We start from the raw sequence: 21,480 nt of genomic DNA on the forward strand, positions 1-21,480 counted from the left end.
CACGCGACTGCTGCGTTGAACCAGGCTCTCACGACAGTAGCAACGTACACGATCGCAACCAAACCAAGGACGAGCCAGAACAAAATTGCAAAGAATTTTGCCAAAGCGTCGTCGACCTTCGGATCGGGAGGTGAATTATAGATATAATCGTGTCGCATCGTCCTCTAACGCTCGTGTTCGTCGCGTTCCTTCTTTTGTTGCTGCTGTTGCTCGAGTTCCTGCAATCGCGGAACCTGTTGTTGCGGAGGATCTGTACGGGCTGTCTCTCCATCCCGCACGACCGCCTTTGTTTCCATATTAACCCGATTATCGAGTTGTTTGGAACCTTCAACTTTTTCATCTGTCCGATCCCGCTCTTCAAGCACGTTCGCCTCCCATGCCCGGCGATCGACCATTTGTTCGACGCGATGCTTCTGGCCGTCGATCTCTTGTATGACGGTTTTCAGGACGCGCTCCGTACCAGTGGACCGCAAATGAATATCATCGCCAATATCAGCGCCCGCGCGATGCAACGCATCCGATAATCCGACACCCCATACCGTGCGATTGCCATTGGCAGTTTCAATGACAACGAACGGCGATGGCTCGTTCTTTTCATTATCCTGATAGGGCTTCTCGCCTGTCTCGATGAGGATACCCTGAACGCCCTCCTTATAGTCGACGGTTTTGGTGTGCGGCGTTCCGGAATTATCTGCATTCTGTGGCTCTCTATCGACCTTGCTCGACCGATCCGAACCTGCAGATTGCTCCTGATCCCGGTGAGCCGCATCCAGCGCCCTGCCCTCGATCGGAACAATTTCATTACGCAAATAGGACTGCTCGCGGCGAGCCAGATCTTGCCAATCCAGTTCGGTCGGCTGATAGCCCTTGACCGAAATTCCGTGCGCCTGGCCCTCCAGCCAAGTTTCACGGCGGAACTCCTTGCTCCCCGTTATCTCGATGCTCGTCCAGCCGCGATGCGCTGCTGTTTCGATCATCAACCGGACGCCCTGAGCATCGAACGATTTAGCGCGTAGCTTCTCTCCATTGTCCTGGAAAACTTCGCGCTCACCCTTTGAATCGGCAAATACACGCTGCGTCCCGCCGTGATCCTCCCGTATGTAGTATCGGCTCGTGATTCCATCCGGGAATGTACGATCCATTTCGGCCCGGTAGGATTCTGCCGCCGCTTTCTCCTCGTCATCAATACTGGAATGAGGATCGTTCACATTATCAGCCGATGACCAAACCTGCTCGGCTTCCACGACAACATGCGCTGGCTTTGCAATTTCTGAATCGGGTTCGCGAGCTATCTGCATCGACGGGCTATCCTGCTCGCTTTCACGAGACGGCGCTTCAGCGGTCATTCCACGCTGTTCCGTCAATTCCATATGCTCGCGCATTAGATTGACGTGCTCACGCGTATACTGCGCTACCTGATCCAGATCGGCTTTATCTTCAGGTCCGAGATTGCGGCCAAGCCGGAACAAGGCTGTTTCAACTTCTTTCTCATAAGCCTCAAAATCGCTTCTCGACATTTCGCGCACTTTTTCACCCTCCAAAATGATGTTCTTCAACTTTACCAAATTGGTGCGATAATGTGACCCGAAATCTGCATGAACGATGTTAGAAGTTTTATCTTCCGATTGAAGCGAACTGGTTGATACAACAATGTCTCTTTGCTGCATGGCGTATGAGGCAATCTGACGATCGCCGCTTGCCATTGCGATTTTCTCCCAACTCTGCGTTACCTTTACAGTATATTGACAGCTGCGCTCACTTCGCGCCACGCTACGCCGACCCGATCGCTTGGCATCATAGCGCGATTGAGCTGCCGCACTCGTCCCCTCATGTTCCGTTCGTCCCTCGCGATTAACCGGCCGCACCTGATTGCGCGTGTAGGCTGGAGCATTTGCAAACTCGCGCCTGTCCGTCATTTCCATGGCGATACCGTGCTCACGCGCCTTTTCAGCCATAAGCTCGCGCCACTGGCGAAAAACCTGTGGCGAGGTTTCTACCCGATCACCGGCATCCGAACGCATAGCGATAATGGCATGGGCATGGATATGCGGTCGCTTTCCGCCCTGCCCCATCTCCTTCGGGTCGCTGAATGGATCATGCATCGCAAATATGTAGCGGTGTCCTTCAAACTGCGCGGCCAGAAAATCCCGAACAGCGCCTTCGAAAGCCTGAACATTGGTTCCAGCTTTGGCAGACATGATGACATGCATCACATCCCTGCCCTTACGGCTATGCAACTCCCGACGCCACTGCTTTTGCACCAGGTCGCCGGCGGAACGCGCATCAGAGACGACACGCCCCTTATCATCGCGAGCGTCGCCCTTATAATCCTCGACCAGATTTCTCAGCTTGGCGGCGCCATATTCAACGCCATTTCCGTACCCGGTAAAACGGAACCGCGCCCTCGCCTGCTCGGACGCTGTGCTTTCGTTGTAACGCCTCTGAATAATGTCCGCCGCCTTCGGGTCGCCGGTCAACCGCTCCCCTTCCATGTTGCGCAACACCACCACACCATCAACGTCTAAGACGCCATGTGATGGCTGCGAAACAGCATAAGCGAAGCTGCGATTACCGAATGCGCTCGCCAGGCTATCGCGTACGAGCTGGTGCAACGCTTCTTCTGTTGCGAAACCGGTAGCTTCGATCGTCACCCGGAAAGTTCCAATATCCCTGCTCTCGGCCCGATTTTGAAACAATGGCTCCCATTCTCCGCGTAACCGGGCCAGTTCCCCGCGGCTTTGAAGGCGCTCACCGTTTTCCTTTTCGACGCGTATTTCCCCGCTGCGCGAAACGTAATTGACCATCGCGCCGAACCGCGCACCGCCACCATACGACGCCATCTTGACTACAGCCGGTTGACTACCTGCTGCCACTGCGGCCAAACGTGTTTCCATCGGCCTGGCGATAGCAACCTGTTTGTTTGACGCACTACCTGCGCTTGTCAGCGCTCTCGAGGATCGCCTGCGCATTTTTGGCACTGAGCCGCCACTTGCTGCAGCGGCACCACCTGCGATCTGTAATTCGCGCAACCTCCGGCGCATTTCTTCCTCGGCGCTACTTGCTGCCCTCGAACCAAGTGAAAGTTCATGCAGCAACGCCGCACGGCGCTGCTCCCATTCGCTCTCAAAGGCCCCGAGAAAGAATTCCATGGTCGCTAGTCCTTGCTGCGGTACCTGTAACCTGACCGCTTGGTGACGCGTCTCAGTTCACTGAGAACCGCAACCTGCATCTTTTGCACGTCACCCACCACCATGCGGACCTCGCTATCTGAAACAGACTTGCCGCCATTCAGCGCTCGAGCGACCTGATTGAGATTGATGCCAATCATGCGCATATCCTCAAGCATGAGAGACAAAAGGGCCCTGTCGTCGTCGTTGAAGATCGGCTTTTTCCCCGCCCCTTGCAGCAAAACGGCCTTGAAAAATGCGCTCGTCGTCATGTCAATTGCCTTCGCGGCGTCGTCGATCGCGTCATATTCGTCCGCCGAAACACGGCTATGAATGGTTTGCGGCTTGGGTTTTGCGACCTTCATAGCCTCTGAAGTTGCTTCATTCATAGGCGTTGTTAGCTCCAATTCAGCGCAGCAATCGATGATCGCGGACGTGTTTCGCGACTGATTAGGAAAAGTGTAGCACATTTTTCCGTATCCTGCCTATCCAATTACGAGCAGAACCGTTTAATATTCGTCTAACATGGCCTCGCTCCGCTCGCCCCTTACGCCGAGGCTACGCCCCGGCGTTTCAAAGGAACTACGCTCACCAGGGTTCACCTCCAGACCGCCTTAATCGCCTTTATGTACCCCTCGTACTCGCCAGCAAGGGACGCTACGCTCTTCGCCCTTGCCGGACTGCGTGCGAGCGGCACAGACGGCTCTTGCGCGGCTCCGGGGTTCACACTCGATTGGGAGAAACATGTTCCCAAACTCTAGTCATTGAGTGATGTGATTATTTGATGTGAACACATGGTGTGTCACATGCTTCAATGAGTCTTGTCACATCGTGTGAAATTACCTTATCTTGACATCTATTCTTGCGCCGTATGGGCAGCATTTGCCGACGCTTCGGGCAATAAATCGACACAAGGATAACCAGCATTATCTAGGTACTGGAGGGCCAGCGTGACACTTCGAATATCTTCGGTAAGCGGTAAAGGTGGAGCGGGGAAGACGACCGCAGTCATTTTGACTGCAGGTGAACTCGCACTCAAAAATCGACGAGTATTGCTAATTGATGCCGATCCACGACAGAACTTAGCCGAGTGGTGGAAGCGGTGCGAGGCAAAGAACAATGTACCGGCGTCGATTTCACTGGCGACGGCACTTCGTCAAAACAATATAGAGAAGTTAATGGCGTCACAGGAGGACAACTATGACGCCATTTTGATCGACGCGCCTGGCGTCGATAGTGTTGTGATGGATACGATAATCGACCATTCAGATATCGTCATCACGCCCATTCAGCCCGCCCAAGACGAGATTAAAGCAGTTGGTGAAGCGGCGGAGGCAATTGCGACGCGAACGGACGTTCTTGACCGTAGTATCCCTCAAGCAGTTCTGCGAACGCGCATCACCATCGTCAATCGGCACCTCGAAGAATACCGGATCATTCGCCCTTTCGTCCAAAATTTGAACGAACACGGATACAATTCCGTACTTCTCGAGACGGAATTGATCGAACGAAATTGCTATCGAGAAATCCGCAGCGGTCTTGGCACACTACAAATGCTGGAACCGAGTGAACCGGTTCTCAAGGCCAGAGCGGAGGTGAATGCATTCGTCGAGGAGTTGGAGCAACTTAAAAAGACGAATGAAGCGGGGAGTATCAATGGCTAAGGCAAAAATCTCTCTTTCTGATTTCCCTGTCGCGGAACGTCGAAAACGGTCTGACGATCTGGATAAGGCCACTGCTTCTTCCCCGCCGATTTATCGTGCGCACGACGAAGGTGCGACAAGAGTTGGAAATGAATCGGCGTCCGCGACAGCAAGTCAGAAAAAGCAGGATAAACCCCTCGAGACAACGCCGGAACAACACCGCGCAAGTGCAATTGAAAATGCGAACCGTCGGGAAGACTCCCGTAACCGACTGCGCGAGCTTCGCAAAGCCCGTGAACGTGAAAGCAAACATTTCGTCAACGTATCGCTTGATTATGAAACGAAACGTCGTCTTGAGAAAGCAGCACACGACAACGGTCTCAAAATGACCGTCATACTCCGCGACGCAATTGATCAATATCTCAAAGATAACGGATACTGATCATGCATGGCCGAAGCTTTCTCGTCGGGATAGCGCTCGGAATTGCCATTGGGATCTATATTGCTCCATCCCTACACACCAAGCCAGATCTTCACAATGACGAACCGACAATCGCCAGCGTGGCAAAGCAAAGCTACGATACCATCTGGCCTGATGACGAAACAGCCAAGACAGAGCTATTTCGATTATCGAACTGGAATTACGCCGGATACGGCCATTCTTCCAAAGTGTCAGTGCGACGTTGTATTCTAATCAAAGAGCAGACCGCTGCATGCGAATTGTCAACATCGCTAAGCTGGCTGAACGAGACCAAACTTATCGAAGCAGTCTTCGAGAGGGCGGCCAATGATTGGCGCCTTGTGGCGGTGAAATCCAGATAACCGATGCTGACAACGTCGGCATTGGAAGTCCCAAACACAAGACGCCGAAATCGCTCTCCTGCTTCATTTTGATATAAACGCGCGTTGAAACAAGCGAACACCACCTCTGGAGTGCTGCTATTTTCAGAAAATGTGATAATGATCGCTGTTGTGGCACGGCAGGCAAAAGGGGTTTCCGCGTGAATCGTGAGGCATTGGATTTCGCTAATGAACATTCTTTGGAAAAAACCAATGATCCGGAGATCGATAAGCCAGTCTTTAGGCGTCCGGGCTTCGACGGAATAAGTACCTTTGAAGAAATCGATCAACGGCTTGCGAAATACCTGCGTGAAGCACGCGATAAGGCTGGCTTGAAACAAGCCGATTTCGCGCCACTGATGGGACTGTCAACGCCAGTTTATGGTCGCTATGAACGCGCGTTTTCAAAGCTGCATGTCACTCGCATGGTGCATATTTGTGAAGTTCTGAACATTATGCCCATCGAAATGCTTTACGAGGCAGCACCTCATTTGTGGGGCAAAAGTGAGGAGGAAGCCAAGGATCGCGTCGAACTTGCGAAATTGGTGGCTGATCTCCCGCACAGCACTACGCGTGACTTGCTATCGTTGGTTAAAAAAATGGCTGACCTACAAAGCCAAGTCGACGCCAAACCGCAAAGCGCGGAGTGAATTATATAGTCGTAGCCAGCAATGGCTATTGCGAATGGCCGACAATTGCTCGAAATGCGCGATCTAAGAACCAATCACCGAGTGGAGGATCGGGTTGGCTATTGTGCCTCCCTACTTAATATGGTACTAAATATCATACCTAATTTGATATGGACTTGTTATGCAACGTGTGGAAGCAAATATAGCGGTCAGCGTTTCTGACCTAAAAAAAAGTCCGTCCGCAGTAATGGACGAGGCTAACGGCGAGGCTGTGGCCGTTCTTAATCATAATCGAATTATGGCTTATATGGTTCCCGCTAGCGTCTATGAAGCCATGCTCGAACAGCTGGACGATATTCGCCTCACTGAGATTATCCGGAAACGAGCCGACGAAAAAGGAATTTCGGTCGATATCGATGCCTTATAAGCTTGAATTCTTGCCATCGGCTCTCAAAGAATGGAATAAACTCGGCGCGACGATCCAGCAGCAATTGAAGAGGAAACTACGCGAACGATTGGAAACGCCCCGCGTCGTGAGTGCTTCACTTCATGGTATGCCCGATCATTATAAGATCAAGCTTCGCCAAATGGGCTATCGGCTGGTTTATTCCGTCAACGACGACACTGTGACGGTGTTGGTTGTGGCCGTTGGAAAACGTGAGCGTGGCGACGTTTATAATACCGCTCGCTCCAGAACACAGTAGTATCTCATAATCTTGTCATTTCTGTCAGATCCGATGCGGCAGAAAAGACCTGTTTGACATCGAGGTCGCTTACGCGACCTCCGGTCTGTGTATCGATGTGAGCCCATGCAGATAATCGGCAACCGCCTGAGCTTTGGCTGCAGCGGTGATAATGACGCGTTTATCAGCCTTCAGGACGGCCAGCCAATTTTCGATGTAGGCGGCTGTGTTTTCGTGAGGATCATGGGACACGCCTAAGTCAGCGCAGAGAAATGCTGCAGACAGTTCTGCGACGAGCTCTTCGACCGCGTAAGCGTCGGTACCGAAGCGGCCAGACAGGTCGCGATCAAGGCGATGTTTTGCGCCTGACCAATGACCTATTTCGTGCAGAAGCGACGAGTAAAGGTGGACGTCGCTTAAAAAACGCTCGCGATCGGGCATGAGAATGTCGTCAGGTCCAGGACGATAGCAAGCCTTCGTGCTGCCGTAGTGAATGACAGCACCCGTCTGGCGGACAAAGTTATCGACGGTTTCATTGTGCGGCACGGGCGTCGTCGGCATTGGTTCGGCCGGGCTGTAATATTCGATAGGCAGGTTCTCGATCTGCTCGACGTTGAATACCGTGTAGCTCTTGAGATAAGGGATCGAACAGTCGTCATCGGCGTCCTGATCCTTGGGCGTAAATGTGCCGTATTTGACGACGAGCGATCCACGTTCGCCCTTCCGGACTTGACCGCCGAGATCCTTCGCCTGTCGATAGGTCATCCAGGTGGTCTCCTCGTAGCCGTTCATCTGCGATGCGATCCAGAGCATGAGAACATTGATGCCGCGATAAGCTTCGCCGCTGGATCGGCGCGGGATGACGGAGGTCGGGCGGGTATTTCCGCGCCAAGGCCGCAGCCAGGGCTTGGTGCCGGCTTCCAGTTGCTCGATGATGAGGTCTGTGATGCGTTGATAGGTGTCGCTGACGTTGTTCATGGCCGTCTCCATTCGTTGGTTGACGGCAAGAAACGGGGATAGCCGAGACGAGACCATGCACCCTTTGGGCCGCAACAGGTGTGGAGGACCGCGAAGCGGTTGCATGGGCGAGTGGCTATCGCAGCTTGTCCGCCAATCAGCCAACGAGTGTGGCGGCCTAAATGTCACTCACCGAAGCGAACGGACCGGCTCTCGGCGCGGAGGATTGTACCTCTTATCGTTCGCGGTCGTCGGAATTCCGCTCGGGCTGCTTTTGCGCCGACAGCTCCGCAAGCCGGGACGGGTCCGCGGCTATTTTCTGCTCTGGTGACACTCGCTCGACGGCGGGATTATCTGCATTTCTGACCTGATCCGGGTGGGACAAGCGGGAGAAGTCAGAACGAGCCGTAAATGTGATTTCGGTATCGTCATCGGGCAACCGCTCTGGAAGGTCGGCGCGATCGACGGCGATAATCCCGTGGTCGGTAACAAGGCTGGCAACACGGATATCGTGCCCGAGAACCTGACCTGAAATCTGTTCGCCCGGCCTGGCGGTGCGCACGTTGTGCTCGAAAGCATTCTCACCGCGCATTTCCAAATCGACGAATGCAGCTTTTATGGCTTCCTGCCGGTTAGGATCGATCGCGTCTTCAAAGATATGTTTCATCGCCGGACTGGAGGGCTCGTTGGTCGTCGCGATCGATGCTTCGATCATGCGCGGTTTGGTGATGACCGTGAAGTCAACCTCATGACCATATTCGCGACCGATGGATGCTAGCAGTGCCTCCTGGGCCCGTCCGTTTCCTTCTCGAAACGGGTGCACATAGTTCAACTCTGCCAAGACTTTTCCAGCGATTTCGGCGAACTGTTCGCCCGACGATCCACGCAATATCTCGGGATTCCTGATGGGTCTAAAGGCTTCGTCCAAGCCCATCTCGATACGTGAACCGTGCAGGAACGAGGTTCCCCCTTTCGACAGATTACCAATCAGCTCCACTCTCTGGCCGTCAACGACCGGGCTTTCATCGCGGGTATGACCGGCCCATTCATAAATGTCTTGGAAAATATGACCATGAATGGCCTTCAGATGTTGCGCGTCGAAAATCCCTTTCGGGCCGTCTCCTTCGGCAATTTCAGTCATCCGGAAAGCTGCCGCGCGATATTCTTCGACGCGTAGTTCCTTATGCGACTGGATCCCAAGTTTGTTGCGCAGCACATCCCTGCGGTCCGGATCGCCCGATATGTTCGGATATGTATAGGAACCGTTGGATTCCGTTTCAGCCATGGCGAAAACCAATGAAAAGCCGCCTGCTCAAGGCAGGCGGCGTCAAACTAAAAATATTGAGGTTGAACTACTGCGGTTTGCGGACGACGCGATCTCTGTATTCGTCGCGCGTGATATCGCCGGCGACATAGGCCGCTGTTGCCTCTTCCAACAGTGGATCGTGGATATAGCCCTGTCGCATATTTGCGGCGCGCGCCTGATCCGTAGCTTTTTTGCGCCTGGCAACAGCTTCTGGAGATCGATCCGGACGGGGGGCATGAACGTTCATCTTCAAAACTCCTGTTGCAGTTAACACTAGCACAAAAGGCGACCAAAATCCAGAAAACAAAGGGATTTTCGCGACTTTCAATGCGTTGCGCCCGGCACTTGGCCGGGCGCTGTTGGGCTATCAATTGCGCGGTTCCCATTCGAGAACGGCCTGAAGGCTTGGGTCGTCCTGTCCGCCGAAGCGCCCGAGGTTGGCATTGTAATTCAGGCGGCGGATCGAGAGATTGCGTTTGAAGCCTTCGCCATCGGCCTTTTCTTTTTTCCAGATCCCGCCAACCTCGATATTGAAGCCACGTGGGGATTTCGCGAAAACGCGGTGCGTAGGAGCGTCCGGGTTTTCCGAATTGAAAGGCACGACCTCAATGTCGATGTCGTCGGTCAGGGTCGAGATGCGGCCTTTGCCGGGAGCGGTGTCGAGGTCTTCGCTATCGAACTGGATGAAGTTGGTGATTTCGTTGGTCATGGTATTCACTCCTCTATGTGGTTGCGATGATCGTTCACGGGCACGGCGGTAAGCGGTGTTGCATCCTTGAGCCGGAGCGCAGCGGAGGAAGCCGAGGGCCGAAAAATTTGTCGCGCGAGGAGCCGCAGGCGGGGAAATTTTTCAGGCTTCCCGCTTTGCGGCAACCGCGTCGACGTGCGAACGAGCGTCAAAAGCAACCGAATTAGAGGCGTGCTCTATGCGCCAATATGGCAATTCGTCTCGTCGGCACGGACCGTTGACACAGTACCGAAATTGCCACGCATGATAGCCGGATACAGCACAATTTCAACAGGATTCATGTATTCTTGGCAATTTTTGATAACCGTATCGGTTCTCTACGCTGATCATCATACAATGCCAATATGGCTATGCACGGGCGGACTTAGCTGGAGGCATGGGCCCGTCGATAGAGATGCGGGCTCTCTACGTCCTCCGCCCAGATTAGAAACAACCGCGCGCGTGCCACATTCTCGGCATACCCGTATTCGGCAATGTTGATGCCGTGGTTTCCCGGCAAGTAGCGCAACATCGCTTCAGCCTGATCAGCGCGCAACCAGGCTGCATGACCACGTCTTTCCGCTCAAAAAGCCGCTCTCCTCCCTTTCGCAAGCGTCGATTGCGGCCATAAGGCAACCGCTGCGGCGAAAGCGTAGCGAAAGATCATTGCATTCCTTCCATTCTATGACGGGCAGCAAGCCCAAAAACCGATCGCGCAAGATGCAGTTCGCCGGCGGCCGCGCGCGCTGTCATAGCGCGCAAATAGCCGCCCGGCGATTTCACTTGCCTCTCGTCGAACTTCTGCAGCGTGATCGCGATGGCAATAGCGGCGGCCTGTTCTCCCATCTGATCGACAGCGCGGCGGCGTGCATCTTCGGAAATGCCCGCCATGCGGCAAATTTGCGGAGCGAGCCGGGCCAATTCAGCCCAGGTGCGGGGGCGCGATACTCCGTAAGTCGTCAGTGCCGGTAGTGCCCGTAAAAGATCCTGCAGGGCAACTAACGTTTGTGGCGGGTGGTGCGGTTGTTTGACTTGGCTCGTATCGCGCCCCAGGCTTTTCTCGAGAGCTTTCCTACCGGCGAAGCCGGTTTTAGAGAAACTGAGTTGTTCAGCGTATGCCGAACGCATTTCATCTTTACAATATTCAAGGGAATAGGGGTTTGTAATCTGTTTGTGCATGTCGTTTTCGACATATGGGCGTGTCGAATCTTCGTTTCTCGCGGAAGGCTGCTCACCGTGAGGCAGCTGCATTACCCTCTCGATGATCCATTCAATTAAGCCTGTTGCGCGGCTGAGAACGCTGCTGGATGCCTTGGTCGCGATGCCTACGGCATCAAGAACACGCGCGAAACGCTGCTCGATCATGGCGCGCAGCCGCGCGGGCAGTTCCTCCAAAGAGACGAGCGCATAACGCAGATTGCGAACAGCACCGCGATAGCGGCGCAGGTTCGCATTGAGTGCTTTCTTTTCGGCCTTTGCCTGCCGTACCATTCCACTGAGTTCCACGAAGCGGGCAATGAGAATGCGCAGATCGATACCGCAAGCGTCGGCAATACTGTCGTCCCCATCACGCACCGGATAGCGTTTATAGTTGCCGCTATCCTGCATGGTAATAACACCGGCATCAAACAGCCGGGACAACACACGGCTGACACGTCCCTCGGATCGCCCGATTTCGAACGCAAGCGCAGCGTTGGATTTGAACACGATCGGTCGGCCACCTTTGTCATAGCTCTCTGCTGGAGCCGTATTGATCAGTACAACAAGCAAGTGCGCCTCTGTGCCATTGATGAGGCCAAGGCAAGGGAGTGACTGCGCAAGTCCGATCAGTTGGCCGCGTGTCACCGTTCCAATTTCCGCAGTCTGAGCCAGCCGCCGAAACTCGGTTCGTTGTGATGTCTGTTTGCGGCCGACCCGCCGCACAGGCTGTAGGGCTTCCACCATACTCCTCGTCTCCTCTTAGGGACCAGGCAAAGCTTTCCCGTTCGCCGAAAAGCGTTTTGTATTGACTTTGGAAGTTGGGAGTGCGACTTTATTTTTACGGAATATTTGAAATTTGCACCCCGCTTCCGGATTTTTTCGGGAGCGGTTTTTCTTTTTTACCCGGTCACATTCTCCTCAAAGTTTGGTATTCGACGGCAACGAATGTTACCGATTTGGTTCATTCCGACAACCCATAAACAGACGTTCTGCCTGAAAAGTCCGCCGTATATGCCATTTTCTTTGGAGTTGAGGACCATAATTTCCCTTATAAGTCATCCAGCCGGTAATCAAATATTACCTTTTCAGTAACATGGATTAAACTCACCCGTTCTATTAACCAAAGCCATCTCGCCTCTCTTAATGGGCCTCCGGCAACCCTACAGCGCGATATGAGAGCGCGGGTGCCTCCGGCCGGCGGCGTTCGCTACGCTCTCACCGCAAATGGCACACTAAAATTGTTTGAAGATCCAAAACGGATTAACCCGAGATCAGCATTCTACTGAAGGGTCTTCGATGTTTTCAGATAAGCGGCGGGTTGGAATCTGGATTCAAGGCGATTAGATTTTCGGCGTTCAAAGCGGATGGAGACGTGACCAGATTGCGTTGAACGGCCCCGGTGTCTTTGGGAAGAGCACCGGGGTTTAATTCCTTCGGCCAACTCCGCGTTTGGCGCTAAAAAGCGATTGAGCGCTTAAAGCCCGCTGACGCCACCAAAGAGCGTCAACCCTCTTCGAAAGATCATCGCCCATGGCAGTGTAGAGAGCGTTCATGCGTTTTCAGCCGCTACAGCACGGTTAAATTTTGTAAGCACAGCTTTCAATCAGAGTCTTGTTTACATTTTTATGCGCAATATCGACTTATGAACGACAATTATCCTTCCTCAATGATCGATTGGACTGGCCAATCAACTTTCAAACGCCGACAACACGCCCGGTTGCTGGTGGCGGTGATTGTCATGTTGATAGCTTTCGTCGTGGTAACGACGCTCGCGTACATCCTCCTCGCATCAAGTACAACTGACCGTGCCTTCCTTTCGGAAGACGTGTCGTCGAATGGAATGCTTGACTGATCCAAAAAGGCCACTTCGCTTGGCCTGCTACAGGACACTGAACGATACGCCACCCTGCCGGTCAATCTCCTCGACATCCAGGGATAAGAGATTATAAACATCAGAAGGTTTCAGTTGCACTTTCTGGGCATCCATCGCGGCAGCAATAGCCTGCTTATTCCCCCAGAGTTTTCCACGCCTGGTCGTATCCGGACTGTTCGAAGGATCCGCAATACTAAATTCGATCTGGCCGGCATCAACGCCGTCACAAATCAAACTGCCTGACCCGTTCAGGAATAGTACACTCAAGTCTGCGCCTCCTCACAAGAATTCCTACTGGTCATATGGCCAGCGGGAACTTGGTTCAATGATCAATCGATCGGGTGGCCGCGATACGCGGCGGTTGCGCGTCCACTGCGCATTCAATAGTCTCATCGGCAAAGCAAACGTCGTTCCATTTAAGAGGATCCATATGGCAACGGGCACGGTAAAATTTTTCAATTCTGACAAAGGTTTTGGCTTCATCACGCCGGAAGATGGCGGTGTTGATGTTTTTGTGCATGTCTCCGGCTTGTTACAAGCAGGCGGATCACTCCGAGAGGGCCAGAAAGTCAGCTACGAAATCGGTCAGGATCGAAAGACAGGAAAAGCCAAAGCGGAAAACGTTCTACCGATCTGAATCGGCATTCTGCAGACTTGTCGCCAGGTCCATCGCTGCAATCTGGCGGCGATGGTCTTCGTACGAGCGGCCTACGCTTATATTTCCGATCTCCCTTAATCAGCGGTATTCGATGCGCGCATTGCTGGTAACCGGACCCGAGACGCCCATCTTTTTTGGTTGCCGTCGGCGAACCGTTTACCCATACAAAAACCGCTCGCCTAACGGTTCGAACGTCGAAAAAGGGAAAACCAGTGCGATAAGCAGATCAACGCCAGACCAGCCATGAGAATGACACCGAGCGCGAAAAATCCAGTTAAAGCCCAAAATATGATGGGGTTATCGCTCACATAAACGTCCGGCCCTCGTCGATTGACGATCCTACCGTTTTGTATGATGTCAACGAGGCCCCGTGCACCAGCCCAGACCAGCCAACAAAGCAATCCCGCGATCAGGCCGGAGCCCAGAATTTGGCTTATTCGCGATAGACGTTTCCAACTCATGGCTGTGCCTTAACAAACGGGTCAACGCAGTCTCATATTGAGACGAGATGCCCACTTGCCTTCATTCCTGAAAACAGAAGCTGGCGGATTGAAAAGGTCCCTCCCCTCGCTTTCTGTGTCAGAGATCGTAGATATCCGCCAGGCGAATTAATGGCCGATAGTTTCTGCAGAATCCATGCAATGGCCGTCGAAGCGGTTTCTGGCCCCATGAAACGGATCGCTTCCTGATAGGCTGATTGGCTGATGCCGAGAAAGCCTGAGACGATACGCGAAGCATCGAGAAGCTGACGCCATGTGCCAATTCCGTTCGCACCATATTCGCGAATATCTGGACAGGATCGAAGCACCTGGTCGAGAGAAATGGATGGCGTTAACTCGCCAGAAGTTCCTTCTTCAGGCTTCACAGAAACTGGTGTTTCCGCAGAAGATGCGTTCAAAACAATCTTTTTGCCATTTTGAGATTCAAAAAGGGATTCTGGCAGGGATTCATTATGCTGCCGCTCATACTGGGCGTCGCTGCCGCTCATTCCCGGAACAATCTCTATTGTTTTCAGAGCGATAGCCAATTCACCACGAATGGTTTCTAAATTGAAGCTGATCGCGGACAGTTCATCAAGAGATGCACGACGAGGAATAGCGTCGACAATGGCGCGGAAGCGAACGAACAGTGCTTCGAGACACTCACTGAGCTCACCTGTTTCTTCGGCCCTATCCGCAAAAGCTGCCGCCATATCTCGGCGCATGACGGAAACTTCGTCGCGAAGACGCTTCAGCGCTTTCTGATCGGCGAGAATCTTATCCGCGATAGCAGCAATTTCAGAGGCGCGATCGAGCAAGGGTGCAAAGGAAAAGCCGAAAGCAAGCTCGACGCCGCCTTCCCTGTCCTTATGAGCATAGCGCTTACGCGTTGGACTATCTTTGCGCGCAATGATCCCGGCTTCAATCAGGGAGGCCAGATGTCGGCGCAGCGTAGACTCCGGCATGCCATGGGCGCGCAGCGAAAGCTGTCGGTTGGATGGGAAAACGACAAGACCGCTTTTCGCAGCCAATTCGTCATCAGGCAGAAATGACAGAAGCGAGCTCAGCACGGCAAGGCAACGATCGTTTAGATCGAATTCTGCCTTAGCGACGCAGAGTTGTTTGTAGAGCGCCCATCTGTTTACACCCCTCCCCTGCTTCGGCTTCTCTTGCCGGTCTGTATTTTGGGCAAACGCCTTCATTCGCCCACGCAATGCGGACGTGTCGGTCTTCAGAATTTGCATTCCCTCTCACCTTTCAAAAGGCAAAAGAAATCCGCCCGCCAAAAAGACGCTCACGACTCTTGACACTGATTCATGGAAATGCGATTCTCTAGGTGTCTAATCTGAGAGGGGCTTCCACGACGGCAACGTTTTGGGGGCCTTTTTCTTTTGGTATTAATCTCCGTTGTTCAGTCTTTTAGAGTGTTGGAACTCCTCATAAAGAGAATCCAAACGATCCGACAACCATTCTCCGAACACAACTCCGCTCGGGTTTGATAGCTCTATGGAAACCTTCTTCGCCTTATGGGTGACGTTGAATGTCGCCTTTCTATCCTGAGAGTTCCACGATCTTGAAGGGATGGGTTCCTTTTCAGGGTGGGCCGTTAATGCTCTGAGGAGAGTGGTGAACCGGTCATCTGTGTTAAGGTGATGAAACTGCTGATTGGAGCTCACATCGTAAGCCGTTTTGAGTTTTTGAGCATCTTCGAGTAGGTCGGCTAGGTCTTGCCAACGACGTCGGCCAGCGGCAGGAGCGGCCCCTATCGTTCTAATCAAATCGTCAGGGACGCGTTTGGCGACCGAAATTAGCTTTGAAAGCTCTCCCTTATCCAACGAAACTGATTGGCCAATGATATCGCGCGTAAATCCTTTGTTCTCTAAGCCGTATGCGAATAGTGCCTTCTCGATGTAACTCAAATCTTTGCGCGCTGTGTTCTCGACACCTTGTGCTACTACTAACTGCTCATCACTTAGTGGTCGAACAACCGCCCGCACCTTCTTATTGAGTAGTCGAAGAGCGGCCAGTCGTCGATGGCCATAGGCAACTTGGAAGCGGTCAGGCTTATTAGGATGTTGGCGAACCAGAATAGGAACTTCCTGCCCGTTTGCCAGGATGGATTGCACTAGTTCGTCATTCTCATTAAGTTCGTTGTCTAAGCGATCTCGAATAAACGAACCTTCAATGAAATTAGGATCGAGCTCTATAACGATTTCACCGGACGCCAAGGCTTCATGGAGTGCCTTACTCTCATTCTCTATACGATCTAAGGCGAGCCCCATCGTTCTAACCGATCCTGCTAGTACGCGCTTTTCAGTTTGGGGGGCGTTGCCTGAGTTGGCCATGGCCAACTCGTCTCCGCTTTCATCCTGAGATGCCTCTTGTGCTGTGGCGGCAATCATATCAGCGAGCATATTCTTGCGGCTCATGGTCTCCCCCATGCTTTGTTGATTCCGGCTAGAATTTCCCCATTCACCGCGTCCAAAGATTCGATAGCGCGGTCATATGTTTGTCGTCGAACTTGGCCCTTCTCGATCTCGTATAGCGTCTGCTTGCTGAGACCTGCGTCTGAAATGGCCGTCGATTTTAGAACGGTTGCTGCGAGGACTTCTTCGCCAAACAGGCTTCTTAACAAACCTACGATTTGTGCTTGGGGACCATCATGCGGTTCATGGCGCGTAATAACGTATTTGATCATGTCATGCTGCAGTTCTCCACCTGCCTTATGTACAACCGACAACAGATCAGAAGTCATTAATAGAAACTGCGACATGGAAGCCACGTCCACCATTTGAGGATGCACCGTGATCAGGATGCTGGTCGCGGCACAAACGGCTCCGAGGGTTAGGTACCCAAGTTGCGGGGGGCAATCGATAACGACGATGTCGTAATCTGCCTCCACTTCGCTGAGTGCGTTACCCACGCGCTTGAAGAAGATATCTGCATTTGATGTCTTTCGCTCAAGGAGTGCAGTCGGCGTTTCGTGTTCAAACTCCATAAGCTCAAGATTGCCTGGAACTAGATCAAGGCCAGTAAAATACGTTCTCCGTACGATATCCTTCATGGCACGCTTTTGATCATCATAGCGGATCGCTCCATAAAGTGTATCACCCTCCCCAAGATCAAATTCTGGCTGAATGCCGAGCATAGTCGAGAGGGAAGCCTGAGGATCAAGATCGACTGCCAAGACGCGATACCCCTGCAAAGCCAAATACTGTGCTAGGTAAATGGTAGTTGTGGTCTTGGCGCTGCCGCCTTTGAAGTTTGAAACCGCTATCGTTTGCAATTTCTCGCCCGGTCGTCGCCGAGGAAGATAATTCAAAGCGTCCTTCGGTTTGGCATTCGCCATATACTCACGTAATTCATTTACCTGCGCGAGCGTGTATGATCTGCGTCCAGAAGCAGATTGGTTAGGAGCTGGCCCTCGTCCTTCATTTGATAATGTGCGAAGAAAGCCATCTGATACGCCGACAAGCTGCGCTGCTTCTCCGGATGTGAAAGTCCTGAGTAGCTTTTCTGCTGTCGGCGGGAACAATCTTTCCCGCAGCAATTGTAGCTGCTTAGAAAGCTGTTTGGCATGCCGCTGAATACGCGCATCTGACGAAAGTTGCGCAAAAGCGCTTTTGTCTTGTAGCATCGAATAACTCCTGTCGATGCGCTTTATAAGCAGAAAATGTGAAAAATCCGTATCTAAAATTACACGATTCGTAAACCATGGCAAATCGTATGATTTTCAATCGCTTACGAAGAAAAAGACCCAGAGTTGGCCATGGCCAACTCTGACTTTCGAGCGAACGTAGAAAAGTTGGCCATGGCCAACATCAATGTAATCGCTGGTATGTCGCCTTGTTCACATGCTGGTAAAATCTGGTCCGAAGTTGCCTTGGCCTGTTGTTTCAACCCTGTGCTCTCGTCGAATAGTCAAGAACGGCTAGTCGTCGCCGAGACGGGGTCGCGAGTGGCACTCATTTGCCGAGACTGTCTTGTGGATGCCTCCGCCCGAGATCAACGTCAAGCTCTCCTAGAGTGAACAAGATAAGTGATCACATCGGTAGGACTACGATGATGGTGATGATCCATAAGCTTTAACAACAGGCGAAAGTGGCTTTCAGGTGCGTGCTCAACCTCATAATCAGAGATTGTGATCAGGACGATAACTGACAAGGGTGATTGTCGCGTTTGTGGAATTGTCGGAAAAGACCGCGGAAAATCGCGCCGGATGGGTTACAATGAGAAGGTTTGTGCTGAGCAAAGTAGACTAGGCGCATTACTAACAAGGGAGCATTTCGATGGAAACGCCGCTTAGAGTTAGAAACGTTCTGCTAAAAGCTTTCCTGATCAATCTGCTATTTATCATCTTTGCGTGGTTGATGTCGCTCAGCGGCATTACAACGAGTATGATGTCCGTCTTTTTTGGCTTTAGCGTCGATCAAACCCACATGTACATGGCCAATATCATCGGGTTCTGGAAGAGTCTGAACGTCGTCCTTTTCCTGATCCCCGCAATAGCGATCCAATGGGAATATCGTGCAAAGAGATGACCATGATAAACTTGGCAACATTTTGCGACCCAGTCGCGTAAATGGATATGGACCGTAGCGTCACCAGTCTCGTGAAGCAAATGGAGTTCGGCCCGTGGTGCTTCGCAGCGAAGAAGTTCTGTGAAAGCACGGACGATCCCCGCGCTTGCGCTGTGGGAATGAGTTAGGCAACCAGTTGGTGAAGTAGATCGAGGTCATTGAATTCGGTGAACGGGCCAAGTGCTTCACAAGGAAAACGACTTCTTGTGCGATCGAACGGCGCTTTAGGCGAGCTGTACTGTACGCAACGTTGGACGATCGCCAGTGGGACCACAACGACTATCGTCATAAAGCCTAGCGCCCCAAAGACGAGGGTGCCGAGTGCCCTTGCGAACGCCTTCGGTGTGCTGGAAACGCCATCGTTGGTGGACCACCGTGTCAAGCATGCGAGATACCAGATGGTGGCTGCCAGGAGAACGACAGCACCGGTTATCCGTGAGGTCTGAAATACCACGAGCGCGATTTCTACCGACAGCGCAAATGGAACAACCATTCAGTTGTCGTGTTAAAATGAATGGTGAGCTGACGTTGAAGTCCTTGTTTGAAATTGGGTAGTCTGTGAGAAGATGCCCATTTACGCCGGTTGTGGAACGTAGGCGCTAGTGACGGCAGCAATAATTATGCATCTACGGGAAGGCTTCTCTGGTTGGTCGGGCCTGGGTCAGCATTATTCGGGCCAATGCCTCTGGTTCCAGTCGAGCTACGTTGTGGCCACAATCGAGAGAAAAGGTTGACCAATCCGTTTCCTCGCTCAAGCGTTGGTAAAGGTCGAGGAATGGACTTCCATCCCATCCATGTGCGCCAACGAAGACCTTACGAGGTATTTCACGCCAGCGTCCGGTTAAAGTGATTGACTGGAGAAATGTCGCGATCGGTTGTGGGCGGCATCGTGGGTCCAGATTGGAAGGCGGGGCACAATTCAGCCCGTCACCTTTTGCACCTGCGATGAACATGTCTCGAAAGCGCGGTGTTGTCAGCGACCAGACCGAGTCGCCGGTTTCTGGGACATAAGCGTCAACATAGACCAGTGAACGGATGCGCGACGGAACGGCGTCCGCTACGCCGCTCACGATCATTCCTCCGTAGGATTGCCCGACAAGGATCAAGTCGTCACTATGCGACTTCACGACATCAACGACCTCGCTTACATGAGTTTCAAGATTGGCCGATGGGGCAGGTGTATCACCGAGCCCCGAAAGTGTGATTGGCACAACTATGTGCCCGTGCCCTGCGAGGATATCCGCTACTTTCTGGTAGACCCAACCGCCCTGCCAGCCTCCGGCTATCAGAATGAAAGTGGCCATAATAATCGTTCCTATCGTTGGTGCGGTAACGAACTGAAGAATAGACCGCTGCGCCCAAACCGGTCATTCAGCGTAATCGCAGTTCTTCATGTATCACGACCGGCGGGAATTGAACGAAATCTGCCGAGTCGAATTCGACGGCGAACGCGAGTCTTCTGGTTTCTGCCCAGCCGATAGCTGCCGCTCTGGCTGACTGCGGTACGTTAGTTGCCAAGGAGCAGTGAGGAACCCAGCGACCAACGCGGTAATGTTCGTGACAGCTCAGGGGATCGAAGTGGCCGTGTAATCTGCTGTGTAGGCCAGATAGAGCGTGGTTCGAACGCGGCTCTGTCCAGAGGATCATAGTCTCATTGTCAAAATATTTTACTGTGTAGAAGGTAATTAAAAGTTTTCCCTGTGCTGAAAAGACCTCTGCCATGATTGCGCTAACGTCGCCTGGCCATTGCTCGAACACCGCAAGTGTCAGATGGGGCGGATATCCTAATTCCAGCATCGAGCCTTTCGGTTCAAATACGCTCGCCTCATCCCAAAGCTTCAGGATTTCAACTGCGGTAGCGTTGCAGCTTTTCAAGCTGACTCCATAGGGCATTCATTGCCTCCACCGGGTGTTTCTTTTCGACCCTACAGCAACTAGGTGTCGTCGGTCGAGCGTTCGCTTTGGGCCTCATAACTGCCAATTGCAGTACCTCAGTGTAGCTCAGCGGAAGCTAGAAGCTCACTGAGCTTGGCGTTGAACCCGTTTTGTTTGGCGCCGTATACGAACTGGGCAATCGCTCTTGCGTTGGTACCAATTATTGGTACAATCGCGTAAAGGAGTGAATATATGTCACGAAACACATCAGTTACCCTCGGTGATCACTTCGCCAATTTCGTCGATTCACAGGTGAGGGGAGGGCGCTATGGCTCTGCCAGTGATGTTGTGCGTGCAGGATTGCGCCTTTTAGAAGAACATGAAACGCGCGTTAGGTCCTTGCAGGAGGCGCTGATTGCGGGCGAAGAGTCTGGTCAGTCGAAGCCCTTGGATCGTGAGGGCTTCCTGCAGAGAATGAAGACGAAGCATGCGCTTTGATGGGTATCAGCTTACACCGCTTGCCGAGGCCGATCTCGAAGATATCTGGGTTTACACCTTACGCGAATGGTCATTGGAGCAAGCAAACAGCTATATCACTGACGTCATGGATGCTTTTGAAGGGTTAACGGAAGGGAGCAAGCGTGGTCGGTTGACGGACATCCGACCAGGTTATCTCAAATATGCCGTCGGATCCCATGTGATCTATTTCCGGGAGCACGAGAACACGCTGCTTGTTGTGCGTATTTTGCACGGGCGTATGGATGTTGGGCGGCACATGTAACGCATATTGTGTTGCATTATCGAAAGTTCCAATGACGGAGGATTGTCTGTCACATTGATTGAAAGACGGCCTCTCGGCCGAA

The 21,480-nt window shown here is 52.6% G+C and carries 23 protein-coding genes; 10 read left to right on the forward strand and 13 right to left on the reverse strand.

What is annotated here, in order from left to right; genetic code table 11:
* Window positions 1–164: 164 nt before the first annotated feature.
* Both ABWW11_RS21260 and ABWW11_RS21265 read right to left on the reverse strand, forming a co-directional pair.
* Window positions 165–3,149, reverse strand: a complete 2,985-nt coding sequence (locus tag ABWW11_RS21260; protein ID WP_319080611.1) for an LPD7 domain-containing protein — start codon at window positions 3,147–3,149, stop codon at window positions 165–167.
* 5 nt (window positions 3,150–3,154) lie between these two features.
* Window positions 3,155–3,556 carry a plasmid mobilization protein gene (locus ABWW11_RS21265; RefSeq protein WP_319080612.1) on the reverse strand — a complete coding sequence of 134 codons (402 nt, stop codon included), beginning with the start codon at window positions 3,554–3,556 and terminating at the stop codon, window positions 3,155–3,157.
* A 561-nt stretch (window positions 3,557–4,117) separates the two neighbouring features.
* Here ABWW11_RS21265 and ABWW11_RS21270 point away from each other — a divergent pair.
* From ABWW11_RS21270 to ABWW11_RS21295, 6 genes are all read left to right on the forward strand, one after another.
* Window positions 4,118–4,831, forward strand: coding sequence for a ParA family protein (locus ABWW11_RS21270; RefSeq protein ID WP_319080613.1), 714 nt, complete (start codon window positions 4,118–4,120; stop codon window positions 4,829–4,831).
* Window positions 4,824–5,252, forward strand: coding sequence for a ribbon-helix-helix protein, CopG family (locus tag ABWW11_RS21275; protein WP_319080614.1), 429 nt, complete (start codon window positions 4,824–4,826; stop codon window positions 5,250–5,252). The genes ABWW11_RS21270 and ABWW11_RS21275 overlap by 8 nt, the downstream gene beginning before the upstream one ends.
* A 2-nt stretch (window positions 5,253–5,254) precedes the next feature.
* Entirely contained in the window at window positions 5,255–5,632 is a 378-nt protein-coding gene (locus tag ABWW11_RS21280) for a hypothetical protein (RefSeq protein WP_319080615.1), read from the forward strand.
* Between the two features lie 179 nt (window positions 5,633–5,811).
* Window positions 5,812–6,300, forward strand: a complete 489-nt coding sequence (locus tag ABWW11_RS21285) for a helix-turn-helix domain-containing protein (protein WP_319080616.1) — start codon at window positions 5,812–5,814, stop codon at window positions 6,298–6,300.
* Window positions 6,301–6,460: 160 nt separating this feature from the next.
* Complete coding sequence (locus tag ABWW11_RS21290; RefSeq protein ID WP_128095071.1) at window positions 6,461–6,706, forward strand: type II toxin-antitoxin system Phd/YefM family antitoxin; 246 nt, start codon at window positions 6,461–6,463, stop codon at window positions 6,704–6,706.
* On the forward strand, window positions 6,696–6,983 hold the full coding sequence (locus ABWW11_RS21295) for a type II toxin-antitoxin system RelE family toxin (RefSeq protein WP_353411521.1): 288 nt from the start codon (window positions 6,696–6,698) through the stop codon (window positions 6,981–6,983). The genes ABWW11_RS21290 and ABWW11_RS21295 overlap by 11 nt, the downstream gene beginning before the upstream one ends.
* Window positions 6,984–7,052: 69 nt before the next feature.
* Here ABWW11_RS21295 and ABWW11_RS21300 read toward each other — a convergent pair whose 3' ends face one another.
* The 6 genes from ABWW11_RS21300 to ABWW11_RS21325 all read right to left on the reverse strand — a co-directional run bounded on the left by ABWW11_RS21300 (window position 7,053) and on the right by ABWW11_RS21325 (window position 13,292).
* A complete protein-coding gene (locus ABWW11_RS21300) occupies window positions 7,053–7,940 on the reverse strand; it encodes an ArdC family protein (RefSeq protein WP_319080617.1) in 888 nt (295 codons plus the stop codon).
* A gap of 214 nt (window positions 7,941–8,154) precedes the next feature.
* On the reverse strand, window positions 8,155–9,204 hold the full coding sequence (locus ABWW11_RS21305; RefSeq protein WP_247997956.1) for a Fic/DOC family protein: 1,050 nt from the start codon (window positions 9,202–9,204) through the stop codon (window positions 8,155–8,157).
* Between the two features lie 67 nt (window positions 9,205–9,271).
* Window positions 9,272–9,472 carry an antitoxin VbhA family protein gene (locus ABWW11_RS21310; protein ID WP_128095055.1) on the reverse strand — a complete coding sequence of 67 codons (201 nt, stop codon included), beginning with the start codon at window positions 9,470–9,472 and terminating at the stop codon, window positions 9,272–9,274.
* 120 nt (window positions 9,473–9,592) lie between these two features.
* A complete protein-coding gene (locus ABWW11_RS21315) occupies window positions 9,593–9,934 on the reverse strand; it encodes a DUF736 family protein (protein ID WP_247997957.1) in 342 nt (113 codons plus the stop codon).
* A 681-nt stretch (window positions 9,935–10,615) separates the two neighbouring features.
* Entirely contained in the window at window positions 10,616–11,896 is a 1,281-nt protein-coding gene (gene repC / locus ABWW11_RS21320; protein ID WP_247997958.1) for a plasmid replication protein RepC, read from the reverse strand.
* A gap of 1,135 nt (window positions 11,897–13,031) precedes the next feature.
* A complete protein-coding gene (locus ABWW11_RS21325; protein ID WP_247997959.1) occupies window positions 13,032–13,292 on the reverse strand; it encodes a hypothetical protein in 261 nt (86 codons plus the stop codon).
* A gap of 163 nt (window positions 13,293–13,455) precedes the next feature.
* Between ABWW11_RS21325 and ABWW11_RS21330 the strand changes: the two genes are divergently transcribed.
* Window positions 13,456–13,662 (forward strand): cold-shock protein, encoded by a 207-nt coding sequence (locus ABWW11_RS21330; protein WP_247997960.1) that lies wholly within the window; start codon window positions 13,456–13,458, stop codon window positions 13,660–13,662.
* A 514-nt stretch (window positions 13,663–14,176) separates the two neighbouring features.
* Here the strand turns inward: ABWW11_RS21330 and repC (ABWW11_RS21335) are convergent.
* The 3 genes from repC (ABWW11_RS21335) to repA form a co-directional block, all read right to left on the reverse strand.
* A complete protein-coding gene (gene repC / locus ABWW11_RS21335) occupies window positions 14,177–15,406 on the reverse strand; it encodes a plasmid replication protein RepC (RefSeq protein WP_319080618.1) in 1,230 nt (409 codons plus the stop codon).
* 153 nt (window positions 15,407–15,559) lie between these two features.
* Window positions 15,560–16,591: a plasmid partitioning protein RepB gene (gene repB / locus ABWW11_RS21340; protein ID WP_319080619.1), complete on the reverse strand. Its 1,032-nt coding sequence runs from the start codon at window positions 16,589–16,591 to the stop codon at window positions 15,560–15,562.
* The gene (repA, locus tag ABWW11_RS21345) at window positions 16,588–17,799 is read right to left on the reverse strand and encodes a plasmid partitioning protein RepA (protein ID WP_319080620.1); all 1,212 of its coding nucleotides are present in this window, start codon (window positions 17,797–17,799) and stop codon (window positions 16,588–16,590) included. The genes repB and repA overlap by 4 nt, the downstream gene beginning before the upstream one ends.
* Before the next feature lie 652 nt (window positions 17,800–18,451).
* On the opposite strand from repA, the gene ABWW11_RS21350 reads away from it, so the two are divergent.
* Entirely contained in the window at window positions 18,452–18,703 is a 252-nt protein-coding gene (locus ABWW11_RS21350; protein WP_240579132.1) for a hypothetical protein, read from the forward strand.
* 665 nt (window positions 18,704–19,368) lie between these two features.
* Here ABWW11_RS21350 and ABWW11_RS21355 read toward each other — a convergent pair.
* Complete coding sequence (locus ABWW11_RS21355) at window positions 19,369–20,046, reverse strand: alpha/beta fold hydrolase (protein ID WP_240579133.1); 678 nt, start codon at window positions 20,044–20,046, stop codon at window positions 19,369–19,371.
* 67 nt (window positions 20,047–20,113) lie between these two features.
* On the reverse strand, window positions 20,114–20,635 hold the full coding sequence (locus ABWW11_RS21360; protein ID WP_319080622.1) for a 2'-5' RNA ligase family protein: 522 nt from the start codon (window positions 20,633–20,635) through the stop codon (window positions 20,114–20,116).
* Window positions 20,636–20,869: 234 nt separating this feature from the next.
* Here ABWW11_RS21360 and ABWW11_RS21365 point away from each other — a divergent pair, with 234 nt between their 5' ends.
* Both ABWW11_RS21365 and ABWW11_RS21370 read left to right on the forward strand, forming a co-directional pair.
* Window positions 20,870–21,115, forward strand: coding sequence for a type II toxin-antitoxin system ParD family antitoxin (locus tag ABWW11_RS21365; protein ID WP_109366597.1), 246 nt, complete (start codon window positions 20,870–20,872; stop codon window positions 21,113–21,115).
* Window positions 21,105–21,398: a type II toxin-antitoxin system RelE/ParE family toxin gene (locus ABWW11_RS21370; RefSeq protein ID WP_138787158.1), complete on the forward strand. Its 294-nt coding sequence runs from the start codon at window positions 21,105–21,107 to the stop codon at window positions 21,396–21,398. Before ABWW11_RS21365 ends, ABWW11_RS21370 begins: the two co-directional genes overlap by 11 nt.
* Window positions 21,399–21,480: the final 82 nt, after the last annotated feature.

The sequence above is a fragment of the Brucella sp. NBRC 113783 genome, assembly GCF_040372265.1.
GTDB lineage: Bacteria > Pseudomonadota > Alphaproteobacteria > Rhizobiales > Rhizobiaceae > Brucella > Brucella teleogrylli.